26 protein-coding genes are annotated in these 26,734 nt (G+C 34.4%); 8 read left to right on the top strand and 18 right to left on the bottom strand.

Going from position 1 to position 26,734, the window contains the following annotated elements; translation table 11 throughout:
- The first annotated feature begins 36 nt into the window (after positions 1-36).
- From B0A65_RS18405 to yajC, 3 genes are all read left to right on the top strand, one after another.
- A complete protein-coding gene (locus B0A65_RS18405) occupies positions 37-1,146 on the top strand; it encodes a Glu/Leu/Phe/Val family dehydrogenase (protein WP_074656461.1) in 1,110 nt (369 codons plus the stop codon).
- A gap of 275 nt (positions 1,147-1,421) precedes the next feature.
- Positions 1,422-2,333 carry a transcription antitermination factor NusB gene (gene nusB / locus B0A65_RS18410; RefSeq protein WP_074658259.1) on the top strand — a complete coding sequence of 304 codons (912 nt, stop codon included), beginning with the start codon at positions 1,422-1,424 and terminating at the stop codon, positions 2,331-2,333.
- 114 nt (positions 2,334-2,447) lie between these two features.
- Positions 2,448-2,720: a preprotein translocase subunit YajC gene (yajC, locus tag B0A65_RS18415; RefSeq protein WP_026981843.1), complete on the top strand. Its 273-nt coding sequence runs from the start codon at positions 2,448-2,450 to the stop codon at positions 2,718-2,720.
- Between the two features lie 392 nt (positions 2,721-3,112).
- Here yajC and B0A65_RS18420 read toward each other — a convergent pair whose 3' ends face one another.
- The 5 genes from B0A65_RS18420 to B0A65_RS18440 all read right to left on the bottom strand — a co-directional run bounded on the left by B0A65_RS18420 (position 3,113) and on the right by B0A65_RS18440 (position 8,763).
- Positions 3,113-3,700, bottom strand: coding sequence for a YdeI/OmpD-associated family protein (locus B0A65_RS18420; protein ID WP_074656465.1), 588 nt, complete (start codon positions 3,698-3,700; stop codon positions 3,113-3,115).
- A gap of 1 nt (position 3,701) precedes the next feature.
- Positions 3,702-4,979, bottom strand: a complete 1,278-nt coding sequence (gene pepT, locus B0A65_RS18425; RefSeq protein ID WP_074656467.1) for a peptidase T — start codon at positions 4,977-4,979, stop codon at positions 3,702-3,704.
- A gap of 192 nt (positions 4,980-5,171) precedes the next feature.
- Positions 5,172-6,302, bottom strand: a complete 1,131-nt coding sequence (locus B0A65_RS18430) for a formylglycine-generating enzyme family protein (protein ID WP_074656470.1) — start codon at positions 6,300-6,302, stop codon at positions 5,172-5,174.
- A gap of 93 nt (positions 6,303-6,395) precedes the next feature.
- Entirely contained in the window at positions 6,396-7,412 is a 1,017-nt protein-coding gene (locus B0A65_RS18435; RefSeq protein WP_074656474.1) for a DUF6515 family protein, read from the bottom strand.
- Between the two features lie 130 nt (positions 7,413-7,542).
- On the bottom strand, positions 7,543-8,763 hold the full coding sequence (locus B0A65_RS18440; RefSeq protein WP_074658261.1) for an OprO/OprP family phosphate-selective porin: 1,221 nt from the start codon (positions 8,761-8,763) through the stop codon (positions 7,543-7,545).
- A 202-nt stretch (positions 8,764-8,965) separates the two neighbouring features.
- On the opposite strand from B0A65_RS18440, the gene B0A65_RS18445 reads away from it, so the two are divergent.
- A complete protein-coding gene (locus tag B0A65_RS18445) occupies positions 8,966-10,000 on the top strand; it encodes a quinone-dependent dihydroorotate dehydrogenase (protein WP_074656476.1) in 1,035 nt (344 codons plus the stop codon).
- Here B0A65_RS18445 and B0A65_RS18450 read toward each other — a convergent pair.
- Positions 9,986-10,702, bottom strand: coding sequence for a DUF3307 domain-containing protein (locus B0A65_RS18450; RefSeq protein WP_074656479.1), 717 nt, complete (start codon positions 10,700-10,702; stop codon positions 9,986-9,988). The genes B0A65_RS18445 and B0A65_RS18450 overlap by 15 nt on opposite strands.
- Positions 10,699-11,313 carry a SatD family protein gene (locus B0A65_RS18455; protein WP_074656482.1) on the bottom strand — a complete coding sequence of 205 codons (615 nt, stop codon included), beginning with the start codon at positions 11,311-11,313 and terminating at the stop codon, positions 10,699-10,701. Before B0A65_RS18455 ends, B0A65_RS18450 begins: the two co-directional genes overlap by 4 nt.
- 210 nt (positions 11,314-11,523) lie before the next feature.
- Between B0A65_RS18455 and B0A65_RS18460 the strand changes: the two genes are divergently transcribed.
- From B0A65_RS18460 to guaB, 4 genes are all read left to right on the top strand, one after another.
- Positions 11,524-12,390 carry a hydroxymethylglutaryl-CoA lyase gene (locus B0A65_RS18460; protein ID WP_074656484.1) on the top strand — a complete coding sequence of 289 codons (867 nt, stop codon included), beginning with the start codon at positions 11,524-11,526 and terminating at the stop codon, positions 12,388-12,390.
- A gap of 77 nt (positions 12,391-12,467) precedes the next feature.
- On the top strand, positions 12,468-13,022 hold the full coding sequence (locus B0A65_RS18465; protein WP_074656486.1) for a hypothetical protein: 555 nt from the start codon (positions 12,468-12,470) through the stop codon (positions 13,020-13,022).
- Positions 13,019-14,419 (top strand): DUF5723 family protein, encoded by a 1,401-nt coding sequence (locus tag B0A65_RS18470; RefSeq protein WP_074656488.1) that lies wholly within the window; start codon positions 13,019-13,021, stop codon positions 14,417-14,419. The genes B0A65_RS18465 and B0A65_RS18470 overlap by 4 nt, the downstream gene beginning before the upstream one ends.
- A gap of 178 nt (positions 14,420-14,597) precedes the next feature.
- A complete protein-coding gene (gene guaB, locus B0A65_RS18475; RefSeq protein WP_074656491.1) occupies positions 14,598-16,070 on the top strand; it encodes an IMP dehydrogenase in 1,473 nt (490 codons plus the stop codon).
- Positions 16,071-16,129: 59 nt separating this feature from the next.
- Here the strand turns inward: guaB and B0A65_RS18480 are convergent, their stop codons facing one another.
- The 11 genes from B0A65_RS18480 to B0A65_RS18530 form a co-directional block, all read right to left on the bottom strand.
- A complete protein-coding gene (locus B0A65_RS18480; RefSeq protein WP_074656494.1) occupies positions 16,130-16,969 on the bottom strand; it encodes a hypothetical protein in 840 nt (279 codons plus the stop codon).
- Between the two features lie 100 nt (positions 16,970-17,069).
- A complete protein-coding gene (locus B0A65_RS18485; protein WP_074656498.1) occupies positions 17,070-17,366 on the bottom strand; it encodes an RNA polymerase alpha subunit C-terminal domain-containing protein in 297 nt (98 codons plus the stop codon).
- A gap of 41 nt (positions 17,367-17,407) precedes the next feature.
- The gene (locus B0A65_RS18490) at positions 17,408-18,553 is read right to left on the bottom strand and encodes an FAD-dependent oxidoreductase (protein ID WP_074656501.1); all 1,146 of its coding nucleotides are present in this window, start codon (positions 18,551-18,553) and stop codon (positions 17,408-17,410) included.
- 55 nt (positions 18,554-18,608) lie between these two features.
- Complete coding sequence (locus B0A65_RS18495) at positions 18,609-19,199, bottom strand: TetR/AcrR family transcriptional regulator (RefSeq protein WP_074656505.1); 591 nt, start codon at positions 19,197-19,199, stop codon at positions 18,609-18,611.
- A gap of 281 nt (positions 19,200-19,480) precedes the next feature.
- Positions 19,481-20,362, bottom strand: a complete 882-nt coding sequence (locus tag B0A65_RS18500; RefSeq protein WP_074656508.1) for a L,D-transpeptidase — start codon at positions 20,360-20,362, stop codon at positions 19,481-19,483.
- Positions 20,363-20,649: 287 nt separating this feature from the next.
- Positions 20,650-21,078 carry a hypothetical protein gene (locus tag B0A65_RS18505; protein WP_074656512.1) on the bottom strand — a complete coding sequence of 143 codons (429 nt, stop codon included), beginning with the start codon at positions 21,076-21,078 and terminating at the stop codon, positions 20,650-20,652.
- Between the two features lie 34 nt (positions 21,079-21,112).
- On the bottom strand, positions 21,113-21,694 hold the full coding sequence (locus B0A65_RS18510; RefSeq protein WP_074656516.1) for an NUDIX domain-containing protein: 582 nt from the start codon (positions 21,692-21,694) through the stop codon (positions 21,113-21,115).
- A 56-nt stretch (positions 21,695-21,750) separates the two neighbouring features.
- Complete coding sequence (locus B0A65_RS18515) at positions 21,751-23,022, bottom strand: adenylosuccinate synthase (RefSeq protein WP_074656520.1); 1,272 nt, start codon at positions 23,020-23,022, stop codon at positions 21,751-21,753.
- A 96-nt stretch (positions 23,023-23,118) separates the two neighbouring features.
- Complete coding sequence (locus B0A65_RS18520) at positions 23,119-23,577, bottom strand: Fur family transcriptional regulator (protein WP_026981862.1); 459 nt, start codon at positions 23,575-23,577, stop codon at positions 23,119-23,121.
- 184 nt (positions 23,578-23,761) lie between these two features.
- Positions 23,762-24,304 (bottom strand): hypothetical protein, encoded by a 543-nt coding sequence (locus B0A65_RS18525; protein ID WP_083370352.1) that lies wholly within the window; start codon positions 24,302-24,304, stop codon positions 23,762-23,764.
- Positions 24,305-24,346: 42 nt separating this feature from the next.
- The gene (locus B0A65_RS18530; RefSeq protein WP_074656523.1) at positions 24,347-26,566 is read right to left on the bottom strand and encodes a RelA/SpoT family protein; all 2,220 of its coding nucleotides are present in this window, start codon (positions 26,564-26,566) and stop codon (positions 24,347-24,349) included.
- Positions 26,567-26,734: the final 168 nt, after the last annotated feature.

Raw genomic sequence — 26,734 nt, forward strand, 5'->3', positions numbered from 1 at the left:
CGAATTCATAATTTTAACTAATAAACAACTAGCGCTATGGATGCAACTTTCGCAACTGGAAAGGAACTTCAAAAAATGGATCCTGTTTTTGGTCAATTATCTTTTGACGATCACGAACAAATTGTATTTTGCAATGACAAAGATACAGGTTTAAAAGCAATTATTGGTATTCATAACTCAGTTATGGGGCCAGCTTTGGGAGGTACCAGAATGTGGAATTACAATACTGAATGGGAAGCTCTGAATGATGTTTTGCGTCTTTCAAGAGGGATGACCTATAAATCTGCTATTACCGGACTTAATATTGGTGGTGGTAAAGCGGTAATTATTGGTGATGCTAAAACGCAAAAAACACCAGAATTGATGCGTAAGTTTGGAGAATTTGTTCACTCTTTAAGCGGAAGATATATTACTGCTGAAGATGTTGGAATGGAAACTAAAGACATGGATACGGTTAGAGACGTAACGCCTTATGTTACTGGAATCTCTGAAGAAAGAGGTGGTTCTGGAAACCCTTCTCCTGTAACAGCTTATGGTGTTTATTTAGGAATGAAAGCGGCTGCTAAAAGCCAGTTTGGTTCTGATGTTTTAGACGGTAAAAAAGTTTTGGTTCAGGGAATTGGTCACGTTGGTGAAGCTTTAGTTGAATATTTGACTAAAGAAGGAGCAATAGTTACTATCGCTGATATCAACGAAGAAAAATTATACGAAGTAGCGCAAAAATACAATGCGACCATTTATACTGGTGAAGATTTATATAGCGCTGATGTTGATATCTACGCGCCATGTGCAATGGGAGCAACTATCAATGACAATACAGTAAACAAAATTAAAGCTAAAGTTATTGCTGGTGCAGCCAACAATCAGTTAGCTGATGAAAATGTTCACGGTGCAAGATTACAGGAAAGAGGCATTTTATATGCTCCTGATTTCTTAATCAATGCTGGTGGAATCATCAATGTTTATGCTGAATTAGCAAACTACGGTAAAGCGGAAATCATGACTAAAACCGAAAATATCTATAACACTACTTTAGAAATTATCGATTATGCAGTGAAAAACGGTATAACTACGCATAAAGCAGCGCTTACAATTGCTCAAAATCGTATCGATTTGAGAAAAATTGAAAACGCAGCTAAAAAATAATTTTTTTAGTTTACAGTCTCAGTCTCAGTTTTCAGCTTTATCTGGAAACTGAGACTTTTTGTTTTAGCAAGATAAAAGGGAGAAACTGCGACTGAAAACTGCGACTTTTTTAACCGGTTTATAAAGTACTGAAAACTGCTACTGCAAACTGCGACTAATAACGTGACTTTTTTACGAATTAATTTTATTATAAGCTGTGAAATTCTTATTTTTGCAGACTAATTTTTAAATGTTCTTACAAGGTGGTAAATAGAAGACACATACGCGTTAAAGTAATGCAATCCATTTATGCAATGCATCAAAGCGGTTCTGATAATATGGAAAAAGAAGAGAAGTTTCTTTTTTATAGTATTGATAATATTCAGGATTTATATCTTATAATGCTTTCTTCATTGATTGAAATTTGCAAAAAAGAATCTGTTTTTTTACATCTTTCAAGCAAAAAACATCTTGCAACTGCTGCAGAACGTAACCCGAATGAAAAATTTATCAAAAACAAAATTTTTCAACTCTTAGCTGAAAGTAATTCTCTTAGCATCGCTTTAGAAAATCGTAAAATCAATAACTGGTCGTTGAATGATGACTATATTTTGTTGCTTTTAAATGATATCAAAGCAAGTGAAGTGTATGCAAAATACATGTCAAACGCAACAAATACTTTTGAAGAAGACAGACAATTTATAATTGATTTGTTTGCTGATGTAATTGTTCCGAATGAGAAATTATATGAGTATTTAGAAGATGATAAATTAACCTGGGTTGATGATATTCCGGTTGTAAATACACATATTGTAAAACAATTAAAAGCAATCAAAACAGAAGATTCAGACGATTTTAGAGTGCCAAAATTGTATAAAGATGTTGAAGATAAAGATTTTGCTAAAGATTTGTTCAGAAGAACGGTTTTAAACGAATCAATCTTCGCAAAAGAATATGATGATAAAACGCCAAACTGGGACAGCGAAAGAATTGCTGAGATTGATACTATTATTTTAAAAATGGCTATTTGCGAGTTTTTGAAATTCCCTTCAATTCCGGTAAAAGTAACCCTTAACGAATATTTAGAAATTGCCAAAGAGTATTCTACTCCTAAAAGTAGTATTTTTATCAACGGAATTTTAGATAACCTTGTTAAGGAACTTACTGCCAATAAAAAAATGGTAAAAGTGGGAAGAGGTTTGATGTAGTTGGGAAGAAATTCCAATTTTTTAAATTTCAAATTCTAATGTCGCTCTGAGCGAAGTCGAAGAGCCAAATTCCAAAAACATAAATATTAATAACAAAAATAAAACCTGAATACTATGCAAGATTTAATGAAATTTGCTCCTTATTTACTAATGTTTGTAGTGTTGTATTTCTTTATGATCAGACCACAACAAAAAAGAGCTAAAAACGAAAAAGAATTTGAAAGCGGCCTAAAAGTAGGTGACAAAATAATTACTAAAAGTGGTTTTCACGGTAAAATTGTTGAGCTTGCTGAAACAAGTGCAATTATCGAAACGATGTCTGGAAAATTAAAAATCGAGCGTTCTGCAATTTCTATGGAAATGAGTGCTGCTTTGAAAAAAGCGTAAGGCTTTTTAAATTCCAATAAAATTAAAATCCCAAATTCCAATTATGGAGTTTGGGATTTTTTTTGCATTAAAATTTACGCATTGTATGTCTTTGCGAGGAACGAAGCAATCTCATGAGGCATTACCGCAAAGTATGTCATTCCGAGGAACATGGAATCCCCGCAAGTAGCTCGAAAAAGATTGGTGATTTTGATTGTAGAGTTTCTCATGGGGATCCCTCGTTCCTCGGAATGATAAACTTTTGAGTCATACTTTACGGAAATACTTCGTCCGGTTGTTTCGTTCCTCGCAATGACATTTGTTTGCGCATAAAAAAACCTTTGTCAAAGTTTTAAACTTTGACAAAGGTTTATATAAGATTGGAATTTGGAATTTTTTTATTGGAATTTAAATCACCTGTATTTATCATTCAGTCCAACATTCCCCAAAATCATCGGAATCACTTTCTCGATCCTCGTTAATTTCGTTTTTTCCTGTTTGGCAGTTTCAATATATTCTAAAAACTCATACTGTTTGTACGGACTAAATTTTTGAAAAGCTACCGCTAAAGCCGGATTTAGATCCATTTCATTTTGCAGCAATTCAGAAACGATTGCTTCTTTTTTTGAAGGTTTAATGATTTTACCCTGCTTTTCGTTCTCAATAGCTTCTAAAATATATTCCAATACTTCTTTTTCGTTTACGTCGGCTTTTGAAGTAAAACGCCATTGACGCATCGATTTTGTTCTGTCTTCCTGGGCATTAATTAATCTCTTTTTTTCATCTTTCAAAAATACACCGTTCAGAAACCAAATAGCGAAGTAGTTTTTAAAACCTCCAATTCCGATAACATTTTTTTTGTTGTAAACATAAATAGGGCCACCCCATTTTATGGTTTCAACGAGTTCGGTTTTATCAATAATTGATTTCAGGAAAAGTAATTCCTCTTCCCATTGATTTACTTTGTCCCAAAAATGTTTTTTCTCAGAATTCGGCTCCACTTTATCTTTTTCTTTTAGATTTTTCAGCTACATCAAAAATACCGGGAATTGCTGTTAATTCTGCAATTTTTACAATGACATCTGTTGCTTTTTGGATACTTTCTGCCGGAACATATTCGTATTTTCCGTGAAAATTATGTCCACCGGCAAATATATTCGGACAAGGTAATCCCATAAACGATAATTGAGATCCGTCTGTTCCGCCACGAATAGGTTTAATAATAGGTTTAATTCCTAATTCTAACATAGCTTTTTCAGCAATATCAACAATATGTTTTACCGGAAGTACTTTCTCCTTCATATTGTAATATTGGTCTTTTACAACGGCAGTTACAATATCTTCTCCGAATTGTTTCGCGTATTTTTTATTGATTTTTTTGGCAATTTTACCAATTAAATCTTTTCTCTTCTCAAATTTGATTTTGTTATGATCACGAATAATCAATTCCAAAACTGTTTCTTCAATACTTCCTGTTAAATGATGTACGTGGAAAAAGCCTTCGTAGCCTTTTGTTTCCTGAGGCGTTTCTCCTTTTGGAAGTTCATTGATAAAATCATTGGCAATCAACATTGAGTTGATCATTTTTCCTTTGGCATAACCAGGATGAACACTTTTTCCTTTGAAGGTAATTTTGGCTCCGGCAGCATTAAAATTTTCATATTCTAATTCGCCAATCTGGCTTCCATCCATAGTATAAGCCCATTGCGCGCCAAATTTCTCCACATCAAAATGATGCGCACCACGACCAATTTCTTCATCAGGGGTAAATCCAATTCTGATTTTTCCATGCTTGATTTCAGGATGCTGAACAAGATATTCCATTGCTGAAACAATCTCTGTAATTCCTGCTTTATCATCGGCACCCAATAAGGTTGTTCCGTCAGTTGTGATAATGGTCTGTCCTTTATATTGCAATAAATCCTTGAAGTAATTTGGAGATAAAACGATGTTTTTCTCTGCATTTAAAATAATGTCTTTTCCGTCATAATTTTCAACGATTTGTGGTTTTACATTTGCTCCGCTAAAATCCGGGGAAGTATCAAAATGCGAAACAAAACCAATTGTTGGTACTTCATGCTCTACATTACTTGGTAGAGTAGCCATTATGTAAGCTTTGTCATCTATAGTAACGTCTTCAAGTCCAATTGTTTTTAGTTCTTCGACTAATTTATTGGCAAGATTCCACTGTTTTTCAGTACTAGGTGTTGCTTGCGAATTTGGGTCCGATTCTGTATCAATCGTTACATAACTGATAAATCGATCTATGATATGCTGCATTTGTTTGTTTTTTTAGCAAAGATAAGTAATTATTCAAGTGTTTAAAAGGGAAAAGAGTTAGCCACGAATTGCATTAATTTTCACGAATTGATTTTAAATAAAAAATCCAATTTCGTAAAATTGGATTTTTTTTAAGCTTGTGATGCCACATTTTTATTAGTGGAGATTAGTGTAATTAGTGTTTGAAAAAAATTATTGCACACATCTAAAACCAATATGATTTGCAGGCGATTTATAATCTCCTTTTCCTCTCGTTCCTACCATATATCGTGTACAATATTGGTCTGTACATAAAAAGGATCCTCCACGTTGTACTTTTTTAGGAAGATTAGGTTCTCCCGGATCATAAGATGTTTCAGGTCCTTGTGGGTTTTTTGCAACTTGTCCATTATCACTTATAACAGAGTAATAGTCGGCAGTATACCAGTCATTTGTCCATTCCCACACATTTCCTCCAACGTCATATAGTCCATAGCCATTGGGTTCAAATTGAGCTGTTGGCGCAATTCCTATATAGCCATCTTCTCCTGTATCACCTTTTTCAATAGGAAAATGTCCCTGATAGATATTCGCCTGAAATTTTCCTTTAGGTTTTAAGTTATTTCCCCATGCATAAAGTTCTCCGGTTTTTCCGCCGCGAGCAGCAAATTCCCATTCAGCTTCAGTTGGTAATCTTTTTCCAGCCCATTTTGCATAAGCAGCAGCATCATCATAAGAAACCTGAACAACAGGATAATTTCCTCTTCCTTTTATAGAACTTCCGGCTCCTTCCGGATGTCTCCAGTCGGCACCTTTTGCGTAGCTCCACCATTGCATATAATTATTCAAATCTACTTTTGCAGGAGTAGGAGTAAAGACCGCTGATCCGGCAACCAGATTTTCTATTGGAGCATCAGGATATTCTTCATGTGTAGGTGCTTTTTCAGCTAAAGTAACATAGCCGGTAGCTTTTACAAAAGCTTCAAATTGATCATTTGTCACTTCTGTTTGATCCATATAATAACCATCAACGTAAACTCTGTGTATTGGCGCTGCATCTTTAGTTACACCTTTTATGCTGCACAAACTTTCATCTTCTACATTGCTTCCCATAGAAAATTCACCACCCGGAATCCAAACCATTCCTTTGGGAGCTTTACCTGTTGGTTTATTTTTATTCTCTATTGTTGGTTTAAATAAAGAAGCAGAATCGGCATTTGGAGTTTCGGCACAATCCATCGCAGCCAGTTTTTGCTTTGGAACAATTATCTTAGTATAACCGTAAGCAATTGAAATAATGGAGATCGTTAGAATGGCAAAAATCCAGTAGGTCTTATTTTTCATTATAATAGTTTTAATCTGGTTGTCAATAATAAAAAGTAAAGTTAAAAAAATAACCTTATCAAACTCTATTTATTTGATAAGGTTAGTATGATTTTAATTATCTTTCTGAACGTCAACAACTTCATATTTATCTTTGCCATCTACCTGAACAGGTTGGTAGTAGGTTTCACCAAATTTTACATATTTGGCATCTCCTATTGTAACTTCTTCACCGCCTTCTGGTAAATTATCTACTAAAGTTCCTGCAGTTGGAGCAACTACTTTATAAGAGCCTCCATCTTTTTCATAATAGGTTCCTCCATAATAATAATTATTGACCGTTCCCGTATTAACGGTTTCAGCACCACTTGGAATGTTATTTACAGTTCCGCCAACTGGCGCTGGAACTGCCGTATAACCTCCGCTTGTTCCGGTATACCAAACTCCCTGATCGTAATGATATTGCGTGCTTTCTACACTCACCACGATAGCTGTAACGGCTAAAGTAGCAACAAAGAATCCCCATGGATGCCAAACTGGCCCCCAATAAAAAGGATGATAGGGACGAGGATAATAAGGGTGATAGGCATTGTATCTGTAACCGCCATATCGGTAAGGAGGTCGAACGTAAGGTCTTGGACCAGGTCTTACAACAGTATTTCGGTTATTTCGAACATGCACACTGTTGTTGACATTAATATTTACGTTATTTCGATTTTTATTAACGGTGTTGCCACTAATGTTGGTGTTTTTATTACCAACTCTGTTATTGTTATTTGAATTTCTGTTATTTGTTACCTTGTTACCCGCAATTTTTGAGTTTGAAGTGGAAGGTCTGGTAACTTTATTGTTGTTATTATCAGGTCTGCTAACTCCCGAGCCGTTAGATCCGGGTCTGGTTGTCGCACTTGGCTTTTTAATTCCGGAATTGTGAGATGCCGGTCTTGATGCCGATGGGGTTGAATGCGTTGCAGGTCTGGCGGGTCTGGCTTGTCCGGCACTACTGGTACCTCTGTGTGCGCCTCCGCCTCCGCCTCTGTGTTGCGCTATACTATCAATTGAAATCAAAAAAAATGATCCCACTAAGCACATGAGTGCTGTTTTTCTAAGAGTTTTTTTTATGCTTTTCATTTTCAGTGTTTTATGAGTATTAAAATTATTAAAAAAAAACAAGAATAATTTAGAAAAAATAAAAAATCATTTTTGTTTTTATTCATCTATATTTTTGATTACAAATACAATACCATTTTGTTGCATTGTTTTACAGCGAAATGTCCCATTGTATTCTAAAACGCCATCCGGCTTCTAAAGGCAGTGTTTTATCCTGAAAACTAAAGTAGGATACTTCTGATGTCAGTTTATTTTTATGACCTTTAAAAAACCAATTAAACGCAACAGTTGTTTCATCCTGAAGATTTTGTCTGATTGAATTATCAGGGCGATAAGCTGCATGTCTTCCGGCTATTTCTAAATGTTTTGGCCACCATTCGAAAGCATTATGAAAAAAATAACCTGCCTGAACGTAATATCCTTTCAAAATGGTAGTTTCATTATTATTTAATTTGTCAACGATCTCTTTCGTGTGCCATTCGCTTTGCCAGGAAAAACCGCGATACATAAAAGCACTTTCTAAATTCCATTGATTCACTCGATATTGACCCGGTAAGCCATTTTCGTAGCCTTCTAAAGAACCTCCTCCGGATTGTGAAAATCGGGTATAGGGACTTCGGTTTGTTAATCCTGAAAAGGCAATAATTGGCGTTGGTTTTTCGTGAAATTCTAAATCACTTCCTTCAAAATCAAGATAACGCCCCAAAAAATTCCATTGCGCTCTTCCAAAATACATTAAATTTTTATCGTCGTTTATGGTGTTTCCCCGTCCGGTTCCGGTTAAGGCCGCTGCCCAATAATTAAAATCAGCAATGCCGCCTCCTTTAAGATGACCGTATACTTCGACTCCCATTTGCCTGTCTGCTGTAAAAGGCCGATTGATTAGAGATCTGTCAACGGTTTGTTGTTCGCCACTGCTTATAAAACGTTCACGGGTATATTCGACTTTCCATTGACCGACTTTAAAACTTAACCAGTCCCATTTTTCAACCATGATTCTAAAATCAAGTAAATTGGATTGACTGAGTTCATATTCCCAATAATATTTTAACCAGGGCTCAAAAGCATGACCTCCCACTTTTAATCTCGCCCGATTGATTTTAAAAGTTGTTTCCTTGTCCTGACTATAATCATCATAAGTCAACGGATCCTGATCGTTTGGTGTAGAAAATCGAAATTGTAACCTGCTTTGTAATTGGAAAAGAAATTTATTGTCCTTAGTTCTTAATTCTATTCCTTTATCACCATAACGTACATTTATTAGTTTGGTAGTGTCTTTTATTTGCTGAGCCCATCCATTTAAGCTTAATAGGAATATTAAACCTGATAGTGTTTTTTTGGAAATCCGTATTAATAGGCTGGCTTTATACATATTTGAATCAAATGCAATTTGCAATAAGAATTTTCTTAAGTGAGTCAAAATTAATTAATAAAGCGCTCTGATAAGTCTGTTAAAGGGCTTGACTTTGTTTCATTTTATAATTTGCAACATCTTATAATTTGTTTTTGTAAAAGAGTACCTTTTTAAACTATAATAATTAAATTTGCATCCGAAAAATAACACAACAACTCTTATGTATAAATTGATAATTCGCCCAATACTTTTTTGTTTTGATCCGGAAGAAGTACATTATTTTACTTTTTCATTTGTAAAATTCATTTCAAAAATCCCTGGAGTTTCATCAATTATAAAATCAATTTACGAGGTAAAAGACAGTCGTTTAGAGCGTGAAGTTTTCGGAATTAAATTTAAAAATCCGGTTGGACTGGCTGCAGGATTTGATAAAGATGCCAAACTGTATAAAGAACTTTCGGACTTTGGGTTTGGTTTTATTGAAATCGGAACCGTAACTCCGGTTGGTCAGGAAGGAAATCCTAAAAAACGTTTATTTCGCTTAAAAGAAGATCAGGCTATTATTAACCGAATGGGGTTTAATAACGGAGGAGTTCTGGAAGCTGTAGAACGTTTGAAAAAGAATTCGGGCGTTTTAATTGGTGGAAACATCGGAAAAAATAAAGTGACTCCAAACGAAAATGCGGTTGACGATTATATCATTTGTTTTGATGCTCTGTTTGATCACGTTGATTATTTTGTTGTCAATGTAAGTTCGCCAAATACACCAAACTTAAGAGCATTACAAGACAAAGAACCTTTAACGGCTTTACTTCAAACTTTACAAAACAGAAATGTAGAAAAGCAAAAAACAAGTAGTCAAAAAGTAAAACCAATTCTTTTAAAAATTGCTCCGGACTTAACAGACGAGCAATTATTAGATATTATTGATATTGTAAAAACAACTCAAATTGCGGGTGTAATTGCTACAAACACAACTATTTCAAGAGATGGGTTAGAATCTCAAAATCAATCTGAAATGGGCGGTTTATCCGGTAAACCATTAACGAAACGTTCTACTGAAGTGATTCGTTTTCTTTCTGAAAAAAGCAATAAAGCATTCCCAATTATTGGAGTAGGAGGAATTCATTCTGCCGATGATGCAATTGAAAAACTGAATGCAGGTGCAAGTTTAGTGCAATTGTACACTGGCTTTATTTATGAAGGCCCGGCTTTAATCAAAGCAATCAATAAAAAGCTTTTAAAAGGATTGTAAAATCAATGCCTGGACAACAAGTCCGGAGATGATAGCAATTCCAAAACTAATCAAAGTACCAATTAAAACGTACTCGGTTAGTTTGCGGTCTTTGGCTTCTTTTAAATCCCCGAATCTAAAAATAGATTTAGCAGCCAATAAAAAACCTATCGCTTCAAAATGTCCGGTTAGGATAAAACAAAATACAAATAGTCGTTCTAAAATGCCAATGTAATTTCCTGCATTGGCAAGTGAATTGTCTGCATGTGTATTTTCGTTTTCAGGGCTCCAGATTGAAATTATGGTTTTAATTATAATAGAAGAAGGTTTGGTAACAAATAAAATTCCTGTCAATAAAATCCAAAACTCATTATCCTGCCAAAAATAAATAATGCCTTTGTTTTCGTAGAGCAGTACAATCCCGATTAAAATTAAAATATGTGCAATCTGGTCAGCAATAAACCAGCTTCGTTTTGTTTTTGGTTGCTGAAAATTTAATTTGATAAGATCAATAATTCCGTGTGTAACGGCTATTAAAACAGCATAAGGAATAAAGTTGATTTTCCAAACCAAAAGTGCTGCCAACAGGCCATGAAGTACGATATGTAGGTATAAGAAAACACTTTTATGTTTTTTAACTTCTTTATCGGCTACCCAGGAGTTTGGCTGCCAGATAAAATCACCTAATAAATGCGCTAACAGTAGTTTTATAAATAAAATCATGGGGCTGTAAGTTGTTTTATTTGTGTTCTAAAATAACGATCTAAATTCATAACCAAATCAAATTGTGCACGTTTTTGTCTGCGGCTCACAGCAGCTTGATTAATGCCTAGTTTTTGTCCTAATTCTTCCTGAGATAATGTTGGGTTTTCTATGGCCGCCACAACAAATTCAGCAGATTGCACCAGCCAACTATCCATAAAGGTCAAAGCCAGCTGTAGCATCAAATTCATTTTTTCATCGATGTCAGTATTTCCGGTTCGCATCGCTAAAGTTACTTTTTGTTTTTTTAAAGTTTCAAAAAGTTCTCCGGAATGTATAAAAGCATCGCCATTACTTTCAGATATTTTCTCGGCATTATGTGTTTTATTTCCAAAGCCAATGCTCATTCTCGCATCTAATTTTATAGATCGTAAATGTGCTTTTATTAAAATAGCAGCTAATAAGGCTTCTTCAGGATATTTTATTTCGATTTGGAATTCATCGCCCCGATATACTTCCCATTGACTTGGAGTTTCGCCAAACGGAGACAGGATTTTTTTTAAACCTTCGACCCAGTCTTTTGATTTTTGCTTTCTTGAATCAATAATATCTCCTGTAATTACGCTAGTCATCTTCAAATATAATTAAAAATAAATAAAGTTTATATTACAAATATAAGGAATATTTTTAATTATTACACTTTTTGGTAATATTGTCAATTATTACATTTATATGTAATATTATGATTTATTACAATATTGAGTAATAGTTGAATTAATGAAAATTATAGTTTTTATATTTTTAAAAAAGAAGCTAACTTAGCCTTCACAAAAGAATAAGCTTTGAATAAAGAAATCAAGATTATCGAATGTCCGAGAGATGCCATGCAAGGGATCAAAACTTTTATTCCGACAAAAAATAAGGTTTCGTACATCCAGGCGTTACTTCGCGTAGGCTTTGATACCATTGATTTTGGAAGTTTTGTGTCTCCAAAAGCGATTCCGCAAATGCAGGATACGGCCGAGGTTTTGGCGCAACTTGATCTTTCTCAAACTACAAGCAAATTATTGGCTATAATTGCTAATACACAAGGTGCACTATCAGCTTCAGAACATGATGCAATTCAGTATTTAGGATTTCCTTTTTCTATTTCAGAGAATTTTCAAATGCGTAATACCCATAAAACGATTGCTGAATCCTTAATTACACTGGAAGAAATTCTTGAAATTGCCGATAAGAAAAACAAAGAAGTCGTAACCTATCTTTCAATGGGCTTTGGAAATCCGTATGGAGATCCGTGGAATGTGGAAATAGTAGGCGAGTGGACCGAGAAGCTTTCAAAAATGGGCGTGAAAATTTTATCACTTTCAGATACTGTCGGAAGTTCTACACCGGAAGTGATTACTTATCTTTTTTCTCATTTAATTCCAAAATACCCTCAAATAGAATTTGGTGCTCATTTACACACAACACCAGACAGTTGGTTCGAAAAAATAGATGCCGCATCTAAAGCAGGTTGTACCCGTTTTGACGGAGCGATCCAGGGTTTTGGAGGCTGCCCAATGGCAACCGATAAACTGACAGGAAATATGCCTACAGAAAAACTGATTTCTTATTTTACGGCAAATAAAAAAACAACGGGTCTTAATTCTTTAAGTTTTGAAAGTGCTTATAATGAGGCTTCAAAATTGTTCGGTAAATTTCATTAAAAAGTAGTATATTTATTATTTATATGTAATAACTATTCATTAACCATTGTTATTACTGACTACTTAATAAAGTTGTTATGAAAGCAAACATCCTAAATAGAATTCCTAAAATTTTAGTTTTTGCATTCGTGTTTTTTTCATGCTCTAGCGATTTAGATTTTGATCAGGTTAATGATCTTAAGTTAAAACCTGTTTTTGTAGCTAATCTGGCTTACTTTAATGTTGCAGCCGGTCAATTTTCAGATGCTGGAACAGAACAAAAAATCGCGTTTGATACTCGTGATTTTGATGCTTTTAAAGATAAATTTTTCAGGGATAATCTGGTAAAAGCAGAATTTAATTTTGAAGTTGAAAATACAATAGTCAGAGCTTTTACATTGGATGTTTTACTCCTTAATGATAGCGATCAGGTCTTACAAACTTTAAGATTCACGGTTCCTGCATACACCGGAAGTTCAAATGTTATAAAATATCCTACAGAGGTATTCGAAAGCCAAAGATTAGCGCTCTTAAAACAAACTACTAAAATTGGTTTTTTAGTAAAAATGGCTAGTGGCCCGCCTATAAACGAAGACAGTTTAGGTAATTTAAAATTACGATCAAGTGCAACTGTTTATATGGAGATCGAATGAAAAAAATAAGCTTAATTTTAATGCTGTCTTTGCAGTTGGTTTGTTTTGCCCAAAACAGACAACTACTGTATAATTTTACATCGATTCCGCAGGCGTCATTGGTTAATCCGGGTGCCGACGTTTCGTATAAATACTATTTTGGTATTCCTGTTTTATCCGGAATTTCGGCTAATGTTGGATCAAGCAGTTTTTCGGCTTATGATTTATTTGCAAAGAATGGTATAGATTTTAATGATAAAGTCCGAAATATTGTAAATAATTCTTCTAACAAAGACAAAGCTCAGGTTAATGAACAATTAGAATTATTTTCCGGAGGATTTAGAGTTGGAGGAGAAGACAGTCAGTCGTACATTTCATTTGGTGCCTACCAGGAATTTGATTTTTTAATGTACGTTCCAAAAGACCCTGCCATATTTGCCTTAGACGGAAATAGAGATTATATCGGAAAAGCATTTAATTTGGCAGATATCAATGTACGGGCCGAAGTACTTTCTGTTCTTCATGTAGGATTTCATAAAAAACTAAATGAAAAACTTGTCTTAGGAGGTCGGGCCAAATTGTACTCAAGTGGTGCCAATGCCACGTCTACACGAAATTCCGGATTTATCTCTACAACTCAAAATGCGGGGACTCCAAATCTTTATACGCAAATAATCTCTTCAAATTTGGAACTTAGAACTTCCGGAATCGCAAAATTTACCAAAGATGAATACGAAGGAAATGTAGCAGAAGATATTGCACATAATACTTTTTTTAATGGGAGCATGGGCTTAGGTTTTGATGCCGGAATTACCTATTACTACAGAGAAAATCTTCAATTTACGGCAAGTATTATTGATCTCGGATTTGTAAATCAGTCTAAAGACGTCGAAACCATAACTTACAAGGGAACTTACAGATACGAAGGAGCAAATCCTATTTTCGATTTTACAAACAAACCCGCAGATGTTTTCGATGATTTTGAATCAGCTATTCCAAGAGATACGCTTTATACTAAATACACTACCTGGCGTCCAACAAAATTGTATTCTTCTGTTCAATATTCCTTTGGAGAATCCAGATCAGATGATGAGTGTAACTGTAAAGCTTCAGCTAAAAAAAGATATCTAAATGCGGTTGGAGGTCAGTTATTTGCTATGACAATGCCAAATGAGCCTTTTGTAGCATTTACAGCTTTTTATAAAAGAAGTATTTTCGAAAAATTAGATTTTAAAGCCACTTATACTATTGATTCTTATTCCAGCAAAAACATTGGTTTGGGACTTTCCGGAACAATCGGAAAAGTCAATATTTATGCTCTGGTCGATAATGTTCTAGAATATAGAGATGTCTCTAAGGCCAGTAGTGTCGCGTTTCAATTCGGGATTAATTTTATAGTTCCTGAATCAGAAGATTAGTTTTTAGAATTCCAATTTGGAAATGTATTTGTAAGAAGTTGGAATCTGGAATTTTTTTATTGGAATTCGTTTTTCTTTTGTAAGAACATTCTCTGGTATAGAAAATTAAGAAAATGTTAGTACTCAAGTTTCCAATTTATTCACTATATTTGCACGCAATTCAACTAGAAATTGCAACATGATAGCACACAACTCCAAGATCATCGGCGAAGGTTTAACTTACGATGATGTTTTATTAGTACCTAACTACTCGAATGTGCTTCCTCGCGAAGTGAGTATCAAATCAAAATTTTCAAGAAATATAACACTAAACGTTCCTATAGTATCAGCTGCTATGGATACCGTTACGGAGAGTGCAATGGCAATCGCTATGGCGCAGGAAGGCGGAATTGGTGTTTTACATAAAAATATGACCATCGAGCAACAGGCTGCGAAGGTTAGAAAAGTAAAACGTGCAGAATCCGGAATGATTATCGATCCGGTAACATTGCCGATGACTTCAACAATTGCCGATGCAAAAAATGCAATGAAAGAATTCGGAATTGGCGGTATTCCAATCGTTGACGAAAACAAAATCCTTAAAGGTATAGTTACGAATCGTGACTTACGTTTCGAGAAAAACGGTGCAAGACCAATTGCTGAGGTAATGACAAGTACAAACTTAGTTACTGTTGCCGAAGGAACTTCATTAGAACAAGCAGAAGTAGTTTTACAAGGTCATAAAATCGAAAAACTACCAGTTGTCAATGCTAAAAATGAATTGGTTGGTTTAATTACTTTCAGAGATATCACAAAATTGACTCAAAAACCAATCGCAAACAAAGACGTTTACGGACGTTTAAGAGTTGCTGCTGCTATTGGAGTTACGGGTGATGCTGTTGAAAGAGCTGCTGCACTAGTTGCTGCTGGTGTTGATGCTATTATTATCGATACTGCTCACGGACATACCGAAGGTGTTGTAAATACATTAAAAGAAGTAAAAACAAAATTCCCGGAAATAGATGTAATTGTTGGAAACATCGCAACTCCTGAAGCAGCTAAATATTTAGTAGCCAATGGTGCTGACGGTGTAAAAGTTGGAATCGGACCTGGTTCTATCTGTACAACCCGTATCGTTGCTGGTGTTGGTTTCCCTCAGTTCTCAGCAGTTTTAGAAGTGGCTGCCGCGATCAAAGGAACAGGAGTTCCTGTTATTGCTGATGGTGGAATTCGTTATACGGGAGATATTCCTAAAGCAATCGCTGCAGGTGCTGACTGTGTAATGTTAGGTTCATTGTTAGCAGGAACAAAAGAATCTCCGGGTGAAACTATCATTTTCGAAGGAAGAAAATTCAAATCATACCGCGGAATGGGTTCTGTTGAAGCGATGCAAACAGGTTCTAAAGACCGTTATTTCCAGGATGTTGAAGACGATGTTAAAAAATTAGTTCCGGAAGGAATTGTAGGTCGTGTTCCGTACAAAGGAGAATTAAACGAAAGTATGCTACAATTCATTGGTGGTCTTCGTGCCGGAATGGGCTACTGTGGTTCAAAAGATATTCCAACTTTACAAGAAACTGGACGTTTTGTTAGAATCACGTCAAGCGGAATTACGGAAAGTCATCCGCACAACGTAACTATTACAAAAGAAGCTCCAAATTATTCAAGATAATTTTTAGTTTTCATTATAAAACAAAAGGCATAAGAGTTTAAATCTTATGCCTTTTTTGTTTAATTTTTGATGATTTGAACGGCTTGGTTAAAACCACTATTTGATTTTAACTTGAGACTAAACAAATCTTGTTTTACTTCAAAATTAAGTCCAATATCTAAAACAAATTTTGTGGCAAAATGATACGGAATATCATATACTAACTTCCCGTTCCCATTTCCGTTGGCATTTATATTAAATTTTCCTTCTTCAAAGGCAATTTTTGCAACGTATTTTTGGTCAATATCAAAATTGGCAATTTGATCTGTCATATTGATCAATTTATAAATGGTGGTAATTTCCATATCAATAGAATTTCCTGCTAGTGGAATATTAAGTGGAGTTACCTGTGTAAACGATTCTCCAATTTTCATTTTTTTCTCCGGTAATGCAATCTGCGAAAACATACTTTGAACGGTTTGAAGCAGATTCTTTTTGAATGATTCATCCATTTCTTTTGAAACGACTGAATCTAATTTTGGCATTGTAGAAACAGAAGCCTTGCCATAAATAAGAGTTCCATTAGGAATAATACTTTTATTTTCTGAATTTGTAGTTTTAAGAAATTCTATTACTACGGGAAAATTTCCGTCTTTCTGTATTTTTCCAGTTTTAAAAACAGATTCTATTAAGGTTAAGCTTTTTGTTAAAGTCGGATTTTCTACACCATTATTTTTTAGTTTTTCCAATATTTCATCAGAGGCAATGTAGTATAATTCGGTATCTGAAGATTGTTCAACGACTTGTTTGTAAGAGGTTTGAGGAGCGTATCCAATTTTAAAATCCAGTATTTCTTTTGATGATTGCCCATAATTAAAAATAGGAAGTGAAATAAGAAAAAGGAGTATAATTTTCTTCATGGTTTTAACCTTAAAACTATTTTGGTTTTGGATGTCTTAAGTAAAACGAAAATAGGAAAATTAAAATGACCAGAAGTAAAAAAGAAATGCATTTTGAGATTTACACTATTTTAAAATTTAGGTCGTGCTTTTTCAGTTCTTCTAATAATTTCGGGATCGAACTTGGTCCAATTCCGTGTAGTGAAATAATTTCTTTTTTAGAATATTTTGATAAATCCTGGGCAGTTTCGATTCCTTTATTTTCTAAAGCTCGCCTTGCCGGAGCTGACAATACTGATAAAAGCCCGGAATCTGGTTTACGTTCCTGCTCGCAAATTGGGCAGGTAGGGCAGTCACTCGTTTTGAAATAATGATGCCCTTTTTTGCACGTCCTGTTATTTGAAGCTGTTGAGGTCATTTTAATGATTTAGACTAAACGACAAAATTATTAATTTATGATTAACCTTCAAATCGACTACTCAAAATATCTTCCGCAGTAACATCCGAGTGCAATAAATTTTCCATTTTAATAGTCATTCGTTGTGCTTCTAAAGCGTAACCAAACATTTTTTGTTCATAATCATCAATCGCCGATTGCAGGTCTTTAAATTTTCCACTAGTCAGATTTTCGGTTAAATGATACGCGTCAAGTAAACCCATATTGACACCTTCGCCAGCAAATGGAGGCATTAAATGTGCGGCATCACCAACTAAAGTTATGTTTGAATGTTCTTTCCAGGACTCTTCAAGAGAAAACATTCGCAAAGGTAATCCTGAAAAGTCTGTTGAATTGGCGAAAAAAGTTTTATAATCGTCGCCCCAGTTTTCAAAAGTTTTATTTAGAAAAGCAATAACATCGGTATCGTTATTAAAGTCAATTCCGTTATTTAAAATCCAGTCTTCATCAGTTTTGAAAGAAACACCAAAATGCATAGAGCCATTTCGTAAAGTATGCGTGTAAAACATTTTGTGTTCGCCCATCGCCATTACATTTCCGTTGCCGTATTTAGGTTTGAATTCAGGATAATCGCGATCGGGATTCTCTATTTCTCCCTGAATAATGTACGTTCCTGAAAGATAAGGTTTTTTGGCAGTCACAAATTTTCTGGCTTTTGATCTTCCGCCATTGGCAACAATTACAAAATCAGCTTCAGCCGAATTTCCATTTTTGAATTCCAAATGATATTGCTCTCCTGATTTTTCAATGTTGATTAATTGACTATCCCAAATAATTGTGTTTTCGGGAAGATTTTCCAGCATGATTTTTCTCAAATCATTACGATCGATTTCAGGTCTTGAATACGCATTGGTTTCATCAGGCATTTCTTCTGACGTAATATTTCCGTGCATATCTGCCATTTTTTCGCCAGTTGGCCTTGCATATTTATAGAATTCATCCATCAAATCTGCTTTTTGAATCGCCAATTGGCCTGAATCCGAATGAATATCGAGCGTTCCTCCAGAAGTTCTTGCTTGCGCATTTATGTCTCTTTCGTAAACCGTTACATCAGCACCGTTAATTTGTAAAATTCTAGCCGTCGTAAGGCCAACTGGTCCTCCGCCAATAATGGCTATTTTTTTGTCTTTTATAATTGAAGTATTCATTGCTATTTGTTTGTTACTATTTATATTAAATATTGTAATTGATATTGAATTTTAATCACGGAGTCAGCGCTTTAATTACAAGATTAAAAGCTTCATCGTTGATTTCTTTCGTGTAAGTAAAAGTTTTTCCGGACATGGATTTTCCTTCCCGATGTAATTCCAAAAGCGAGTAAAGTGATCCGTAAGCAATACTCCAGAAAACTTCAAAAGTAACAGGAACAAGTTCTTTCTTTTCGATGGCTTTGGAGATAAATTGGGTCATTTCATTTTTGAATTCAGATGTTATTTCAGCTAAAATTCCGTCACCATAAGTGGAATGTTTTAACAGTTCAAAACAGGCAGTTTCCAAAACAAACGTTGTGGCATAATGTGATCTGTTTTTCCATTGTTGACGCAAACCATCTACAAAAGACATTTCGGGAGAGAAGCCCTCAAGCATTTTAGAAAAGTAACTTTGGCCAATTTCTATTCCGATTTTGCGAATTAAATCTTCTTTATCGGAATAGTAGATATAAAGTGTTGCCACAGAAACCCCACATTCTTTGGCTAGCCGATTCATTCCAAATCCCTCAACACCTTGTGAAACCAGCATTTCAATTGCTTTTTGTTTTACAATTTCTTCCTTATTAGTATCTCTTGTTCTCATTTATTCTAATGATTAGATTGCAAAGGTATAAAATATAAATGAACGTTCGCTTATTTTTAGTAATTTTTGTTTTAAGTTTTAGATTTTAAAGCGTTATCTAAATTTAACCGCACAGTTTGCAAAGGTTTTACGCAAAGTGCGCTATAATTTCTCTGGCAAAGTCGCAAAGAAAATAAACTTTGCGACTTTGCGAGAGATTAAACTTATGGAATAAAAAAAATCAGCCAAAAACAATTGCTTTAGCTGATTTTAGAATGATGTATTTATGTAAAAAATGATAGTTATGATGTTGGAGTTTGATCTCCTTCTCTAAGTTTTTGATTGTCTAATATCTGCTGTAAGAAAGGTTGAACCTGAGTTTCGATTTCAGATTCTGAAATATTTAAAGCTTTCGGATCATTTACTAATTCTAACCACGGTTTTGGTCCGTCAAAATTATAATTACCGAAAACAATTACAGGCGTTCCTTTTACTTTTACATTTTCACTGTCTTTCAAAATCCATTCATCAGCCCATTTATAAAGATATTTGGCGTCTTTTTCTAATAAACGCAGGCAAGAATGTGAAGCAGGATACCCTGGCAATTCATATTGGTGAAAACCAACGCCCAGCTTATTTTCTATATTGAAATTCCATTTTAGATCCCATTCGTCATTAAAAGTACTTGTTGTTTTTTCAGCTTTCCAGTTGGTGAAAAATAATCCTGTTGGTGTTGGATCTTTTTTTCTTCCCATATTGGTTGGTCCGGTATATACTAATTCGCCGTTTTCATAAGCAGCAAAAGTTTGAGTAGGATACGAGAAAACTAAAACTTTAGAAATCTCTTCTAAAGCGTCAACATGAATTGGAAAAGGAAGATAATAAGGCAGATCTCCACTAAAATCGTTCGGAATTACAACCGAATCCATTTTGGCAAAATTGGCCTTGTCAGTTCTGTTTATAGCGTAAGCAATATCAAGTTTGGTCGAATCGCCTTTGATGGAATCAAGCCATTGTTTTGTTTTTACAAATTTAAAAGCAATAGACGATTCTGGCTTTTTGTATTCAATTGTTTTGTGAACTTGTGCTTCTGTTCTTCTGGTGGTTTTGCTTTTTGCACAAGAGCCTAATACGACTAAAACAACTAAAAGCAAAATATTGGATGTATAATATAACTTTTTCATAAAACTGGTTTTTTATATGATGTAAAGTTATTTTAATAGTCGGTCAAATGAATTACACAATTTGCTAAATAGTTTATTTGATTATCATTTAGAATTCAGCAATAAGGAAACTATTGTAATTTGAAGTAAGTTCTTTTAACTGCTCCACAAATAATATCTGTTCTTCCTGTTTTGGTCTTTTCTCCAGTATTTGTTAGATTAAGGTAACCTGTTTTTACATCTATCCAGTACTGCCAAATTTCATTATTAGAATAGATTAGATCAGCATAGGAAGAACTCTCTGAAAATTAGTCAGAATAAAGTATTTTTTCAGTTTTTGCTAATTTCCAGTTTTTTGCATTTCTTATCAATTCAAAAAACTGGATTTCACTTGTATTAATTTTTATCATCTGGCCAACAATGCTGTTTTCTCTCATGACCCATGAAGGAACATCATCAATCATTTTCCAATTACCAACCAATTCATTACTTAAATTTTTCCTGAGAATTATTTTGATTGAATCTGCTTTTTTTAAAGAGAGGGCGCCAATTTGTTTTTTTGGATTAAAGCGGTTTGCATTATAGAATGAATTCATAGCTCCATTTAGATTTGAATCTTTCAAAAAATCTTTTGCCCGATTAAAATCTTTTAATTGTAAATCTTCAATCTGATTATTATTTTGAGACCAAGATTGGATATATAATAATAACGATATGAAAATTATTACTGGTCTCATTTGGCTATTTTTTATTTTAAAATTAATATTTTTTTTAAATCAGCCCCTTTATCTTAGCATGCTGCAATAAAATAATAGTTTTTGCATCCACAATTTCGCCCGATTCTATCATGGCATAGGCTTCTTCAAAGGTATACTCCAGAACTTCAATGTTTTCTTGTTCAGAGGCTAATCCTCCGCCTTCGCTTACTTTCATGCTTTCATCATATTCGCCTGTAAATAAGTATAAAATTTCGGTTACAGCACCTGGAGACATATAGGTTTGGGTAACTTTCTCCACCTTTTTAATACGATATCCAGTTTCTTCTTCAGTTTCACGAATAACGCATTCTTCAGGGTTGTCTTCGTCTAAAAGTCCTGCACAAACTTCAATCATCATTCCGGTTTTGTTTCCATTAAGGAAAGTAGGTAAACGAAATTGTCTTGTTAGGATAACCTTTTTCGTTGTTGAATTGTATAATAAAATTCCGGCACCATTTCCACGATCGTAAATTTCGCGAACGTGAGTCTGCACTTTTTCGTTTTCTTTTTGATAAGTGAAAGTAACCTTATTTAGGATATACCAATTGTCTGATAATAACTTCGTTTCTGTAACTTTAATTTCCGGGTTTTTCATAAGGCAGATAAATTTATATAAAAAAAACGCCCTGATTATCAGAGCGTTTAGAGGTGTTATTTTGTTATTGTTTGCTTTCTGTCTGGCCCAACCGATACAATTTTGATTGGCACTCCAACTTCTGCTTCAATAAATTCAATATATTCTTTTAACTCTGTAGGTAATTGCTCATAAGTAGTCAATCCTGTTAAGTCCGCTTGCCATCCTTTAAACTCTTTATAAACAGGAGTTACATTTTCTGGCTCGATGTTATAAGGAAAGTGAGAAATAATTTGTCCTTTGTAATTGTATTCAGTACAAACTTTTAAAGTTTCGAATCCTGAAAGAACATCACCTTTCATCATCATTAATTGTGTAACACCGTTAACCTGTACAGCATATTTTAAAGCTACTAAGTCTAGCCATCCACAACGTCTTTGTCTTCCTGTAACAGATCCAAATTCGTTTCCAACTCTTGCCATTGTAGCACCAACTTCGTCAAAAAGTTCCGTTGGGAAAGGTCCGCTACCAACACGTGTAACATAAGCTTTAAAAATTCCGTAAACTTCTTTGATTTTATTAGGAGCAATTCCTAAACCAGTACACGCTCCTGCAGCAGTAGTGTTTGATGAAGTTACGAACGGGTAAGTTCCAAAATCAACATCTAATAAAGATCCCTGAGCACCTTCGCATAAAATAGATTTACCTGCTTTTTGAGCCTGGTACATGTATTCTTCACTGTCAATAAAATCTAATTTTTTTAATTCTTCGATAGCTTCAAAAAACTCTTTTTCAAGTTCAGCTAAGTTATATTGAATAGCAACATCATAAAAAGCAATCATTGCTTCATGTTTGTCTGCTAATGCTCTGTAACGTTCTTTAAAATCCTCAAGTTCAACATCTCCAACGCGTAATCCATTTCTACCCGTTTTGTCCATGTAAGTTGGACCAATTCCTTTTAATGTAGAACCAATTTTCGCTTTTCCTTTTGATGCTTCAGAAGCTGCATCTAACAAACGGTGCGTTGGTAAAATTAAATGTGCTTTTCTTGAAATGATTAATTTACTTTTGATATCAAGGTTAAATTTGGCTAAACCTTCGATTTCTTTTTGAAAAACTACCGGGTCAATTACAACACCATTTCCGATAATATTAATTGAATTTTTATGAAAAATCCCTGAAGGAATGGTTCGCAGTACGTGTTTAATTCCGTCAAATTCTAATGTATGTCCTGCATTTGGTCCTCCTTGAAAACGTGCAATAATATCATAATTTGAGGTAAGAACGTCAACAATTTTCCCTTTACCTTCATCTCCCCATTGTAATCCTAGTAATAAATCTACGGTCATTCTGTTTTAATTTGCGTTGAGGCAATTTGAGTTGCCCTACTGATTAATGTAGTTAATTTTCTTTTTTTTATTTTTTTGAATAATTCCCTTTCCGGATTATTGTTTTTGCTTTTTGTTACCGTAGAAATAAAGTGAATGATTCGTAATTTCGATATCAAATATTTCTTCGATTGTTTTTTTGATGGTTTGAATTCTTGGATCGCAAAATTCAATTACTTCGCCAGAATCGGTCATAATAATATGATCGTGCTGTTTGTCAAAATATGATTTTTCGTAGTAAGCCTGATTTTGTCCAAATTGATGTTTTCTAACCAAAGCGCAGTCTAACAATAACTCGATCGTGTTGTATAAAGTTGCTCTACTCACACGATAGTTTTTGTTTTTCATCTTGATATAAAGGTTTTCTATATCAAAATGCTCTTCGCTATCGTAAATTTCCTGAAGTATAGCATAACGCTCAGGAGTTTTGCGATGCCCTTTTTGTTCAAGATACATTGTAAAAACATTTTTTACAATTTCTTGATTCTTAGTGTTGTCAGTTGAAATGAGTGTCATATCCGGCAAAGATAATTTTTTATTTTTAATGAATAAAAGTTTCGGGTTTAAAGTTTAACGTTCGAATCGCGATTTGATTAATAATAATGCAATAAATACAGGCTTTTATACTAATAATTTTTACGAAACCCAAAAGAACTTAATTAACATAATTATTTTTATTTATGATAAAACTAACAAATTTTTAGTTGGTTTTTGACATGTACATGTACCAGTTCCATTCCCAGTTTTTTCCTTGATCATCAGACATTGCCTGACTCCAAACGGGATTGTTTTCATCTCTGGCATCCCAACGAAATACTTGTAATACATTTTTACCTTCAAAAATATCCTGGGAGAAAAAGTGCCCCACTTTATTTTCAAATGAACCAACCACCGGTCTGTCTAATGTCCCTGAAGTTGAATCAGCCCAATAGATACTCCACAATTTTGTTTTCGGATTAAATAATCGAACTGTCATGCCTTCAAAAGGTTCGCCATCAAAAGTGGCAAGGAAATTATCGATATTGCCAATGCCATTCAAAATCTTATACATTTCCTGAGTGGATGGAAATTCGATCCATTCGGTACAATTTGTAAATCTGCTTTTTAATTTTTTGTTCCGAATAATGGATTTTCCCTGAAAAAAATCAAAATCATCTTTTGAAGAAGTTTCCGAAGCAACAATTAAAAGTGCTCCCTTTTTATCAAAATGTATTTTGGGAATTTCTAAAATTTCGTTTTCCATAATTAAAGCACTATTTGCATTTTGATTAAATTTTGTTAGAATTTAGGTTCTATATTCTCGTGTTACTTTATCAACCCCATCAATTTTTTTTATTGCATTGATCATTTTCTTCAGAATCGTATTGTTTTTAACAATTACCGCAATCTGTCCATGGAAAATTCCGGCATCAGTACTCAAAGAAATACTCTGAATATTGACGCTCATATTGTTTGAAATAACTCTTGTCAATTGATTGGTAAGTCCTAAAACATCCATTCCTGTGATATTGATAATGGCTTTGAATTCTTCCTGAGAAGAGTCGATCCATTTCGCGCTCATGATTCGGTACGCATAATTAGACTGCATTCCGATGGCATTTGGGCAGTCTTTTTTATGTACTTTAATTCCTTCGTTGATCGTTACAAAACCAAAAACATCATCACCCGGAATTGGGTTGCAACATTGCGAAAGTTTGTAATCGAGCTTATCATGTTCTGTTCCAAAAACCAGCATGTCATAATTACTGCTGATGACTGGTTTATGAATATCCTCGTCTGCGGTATCCTTATTTCTTTTAATTTTATTTTTAAAGAAATTGATAATCGAGTTGCTTTTTTGAGCAGCATAATCTTTTAGCTGCTGATTTTCAATGGCACCAATTCCAACTCTGTAAAATAAATCCAGACTAGTTTTTAGTTTAAAGAAGTTTACCAGTTCATTGATAACCTGTTCGCTGATGGTTATTTTAAGGTGTTTTAATTTTCGGGTAAGTAGTTCTTTTCCTTCCTCGGCAATTTTTTTGGTGTTTTCGTTGAGAACGTTTTTAATTTTATTTTTGGCGCGTGATGTTGTTACATATTCCAGCCAGTTTACCGTTGGTTTTTGGTTGGCAGAAGTAATAACTTCTACCTGATCACCACTTTTTAGTTCGTGATTTAACGGAACCAAACGTCCGTTTACACGAGTTCCTCTGGTTTTAATTCCAATTTCAGAGTGAATACTAAAAGCAAAATCTAAAGAAGTAGCACCTTTTGGCAGTGATTTTATTTCTCCTTTTGGTGTAAAGACAAAGATTTCTTTTGAATACAAATTCATTTTAAAATCTTCCACAAAATCAACGGCATTGGTTTCCTGATTTTCCAGTGCTTCACGCAGAAGGTTTAACCAGACATCCAATCCACTTTCTTCTGTTGCACCGTTTTTGTATTTGTAGTGTGCTGCGTAACCTTTTTCGGCAATTTCATCCATACGCTCACTTCGAACCTGAACTTCAACCCAACGACCTTTTGGTCCCATAACGGTAATGTGCAAAGCCTCATAACCAGTTGATTTTGGAGATGAAATCCAGTCGCGCAAACGACTCGGGCTTGGTCTGTAGTGATCTGTTACAATCGAATAGATTTTCCAGGCCACAAACTTTTCATCATGCGGATCTGCTTTGTAAACGATTCTAAGCGCGAATTTGTCGTATACTTCATCAAAACTCACGTTTTGCGCACGCATTTTTCGGCGAATAGAATAAATAGATTTCGGGCGTCCTTTTATGATATAATCGATTTCTTCATTGTCTAAAGATTTTTTCAAAACATCTGAAATATCTTTAATGTAAGCATCCTGTTCTTCTTTTGTTTCTCTGATTTTGCTTACAATATCATTGTAAACAGCAGGTTCTGTATATTTTAAACCTAAATCTTCTAGCTTCGTTTTAATGTTATAAAGTCCCAAACGATGGGCGAGAGGGGCATAAATATATAAAGTTTCTGAAGCGATTTTTGTTTGTTTGTATTCCACCATTGAGTCCATTGTCTGCATATTATGAAGACGGTCGGCCAATTTAATAAGGATAACACGAACATCATCGTTCAGTGTGAGGATCATTTTTCTGAAATTCTCAGCCTGCATAGAGGCATTTAAGTCTTTTTGAACCAGCGAAATTTTAGTCAGACCTTCAACTAATTGTGCTACTTTCGGGTTGAATAAACGTTCAATATCTTCAACAGTCATTGGAGTATCTTCAACAACATCGTGCAATAAGGCCGCGGCGATAGACGTCGCTCCCAAACCAATTTCAGAGGCAACAATTTTTGCAACTGCAATAGGATGAAAGATATACGCTTCGCCAGATTTGCGTCTTTGTTCTTTGTGGGCGTCAACGGCCACATCAAATGCTTTCCGGATTAGTTTTTTATCAGCGGGTGTTAAAGTCTGGTAACTTATTCGAAGTAATTCTTTGTATTCCTGCGCAATCGCTTTGTTTTCTTTTTCAATATCTATTTCTATCATAACGGCATAGTTCAAGTACTAAAAATAAGCATTAGTTTGAATATACGCAAGGTTTTAGATTGCTGATTTGTGATTTTAGATTTTAGATTTTTTGAATGTAAAATCAACTAAAATTTTGGATTTTTTAATAGTCTGAATTTGGGCAAGAGCTGTTTCTTTGAAAATTAA

It is taken from the genome of Flavobacterium frigidimaris (assembly GCF_002217275.1).
Classification (GTDB): domain Bacteria; phylum Bacteroidota; class Bacteroidia; order Flavobacteriales; family Flavobacteriaceae; genus Flavobacterium; species Flavobacterium aquidurense.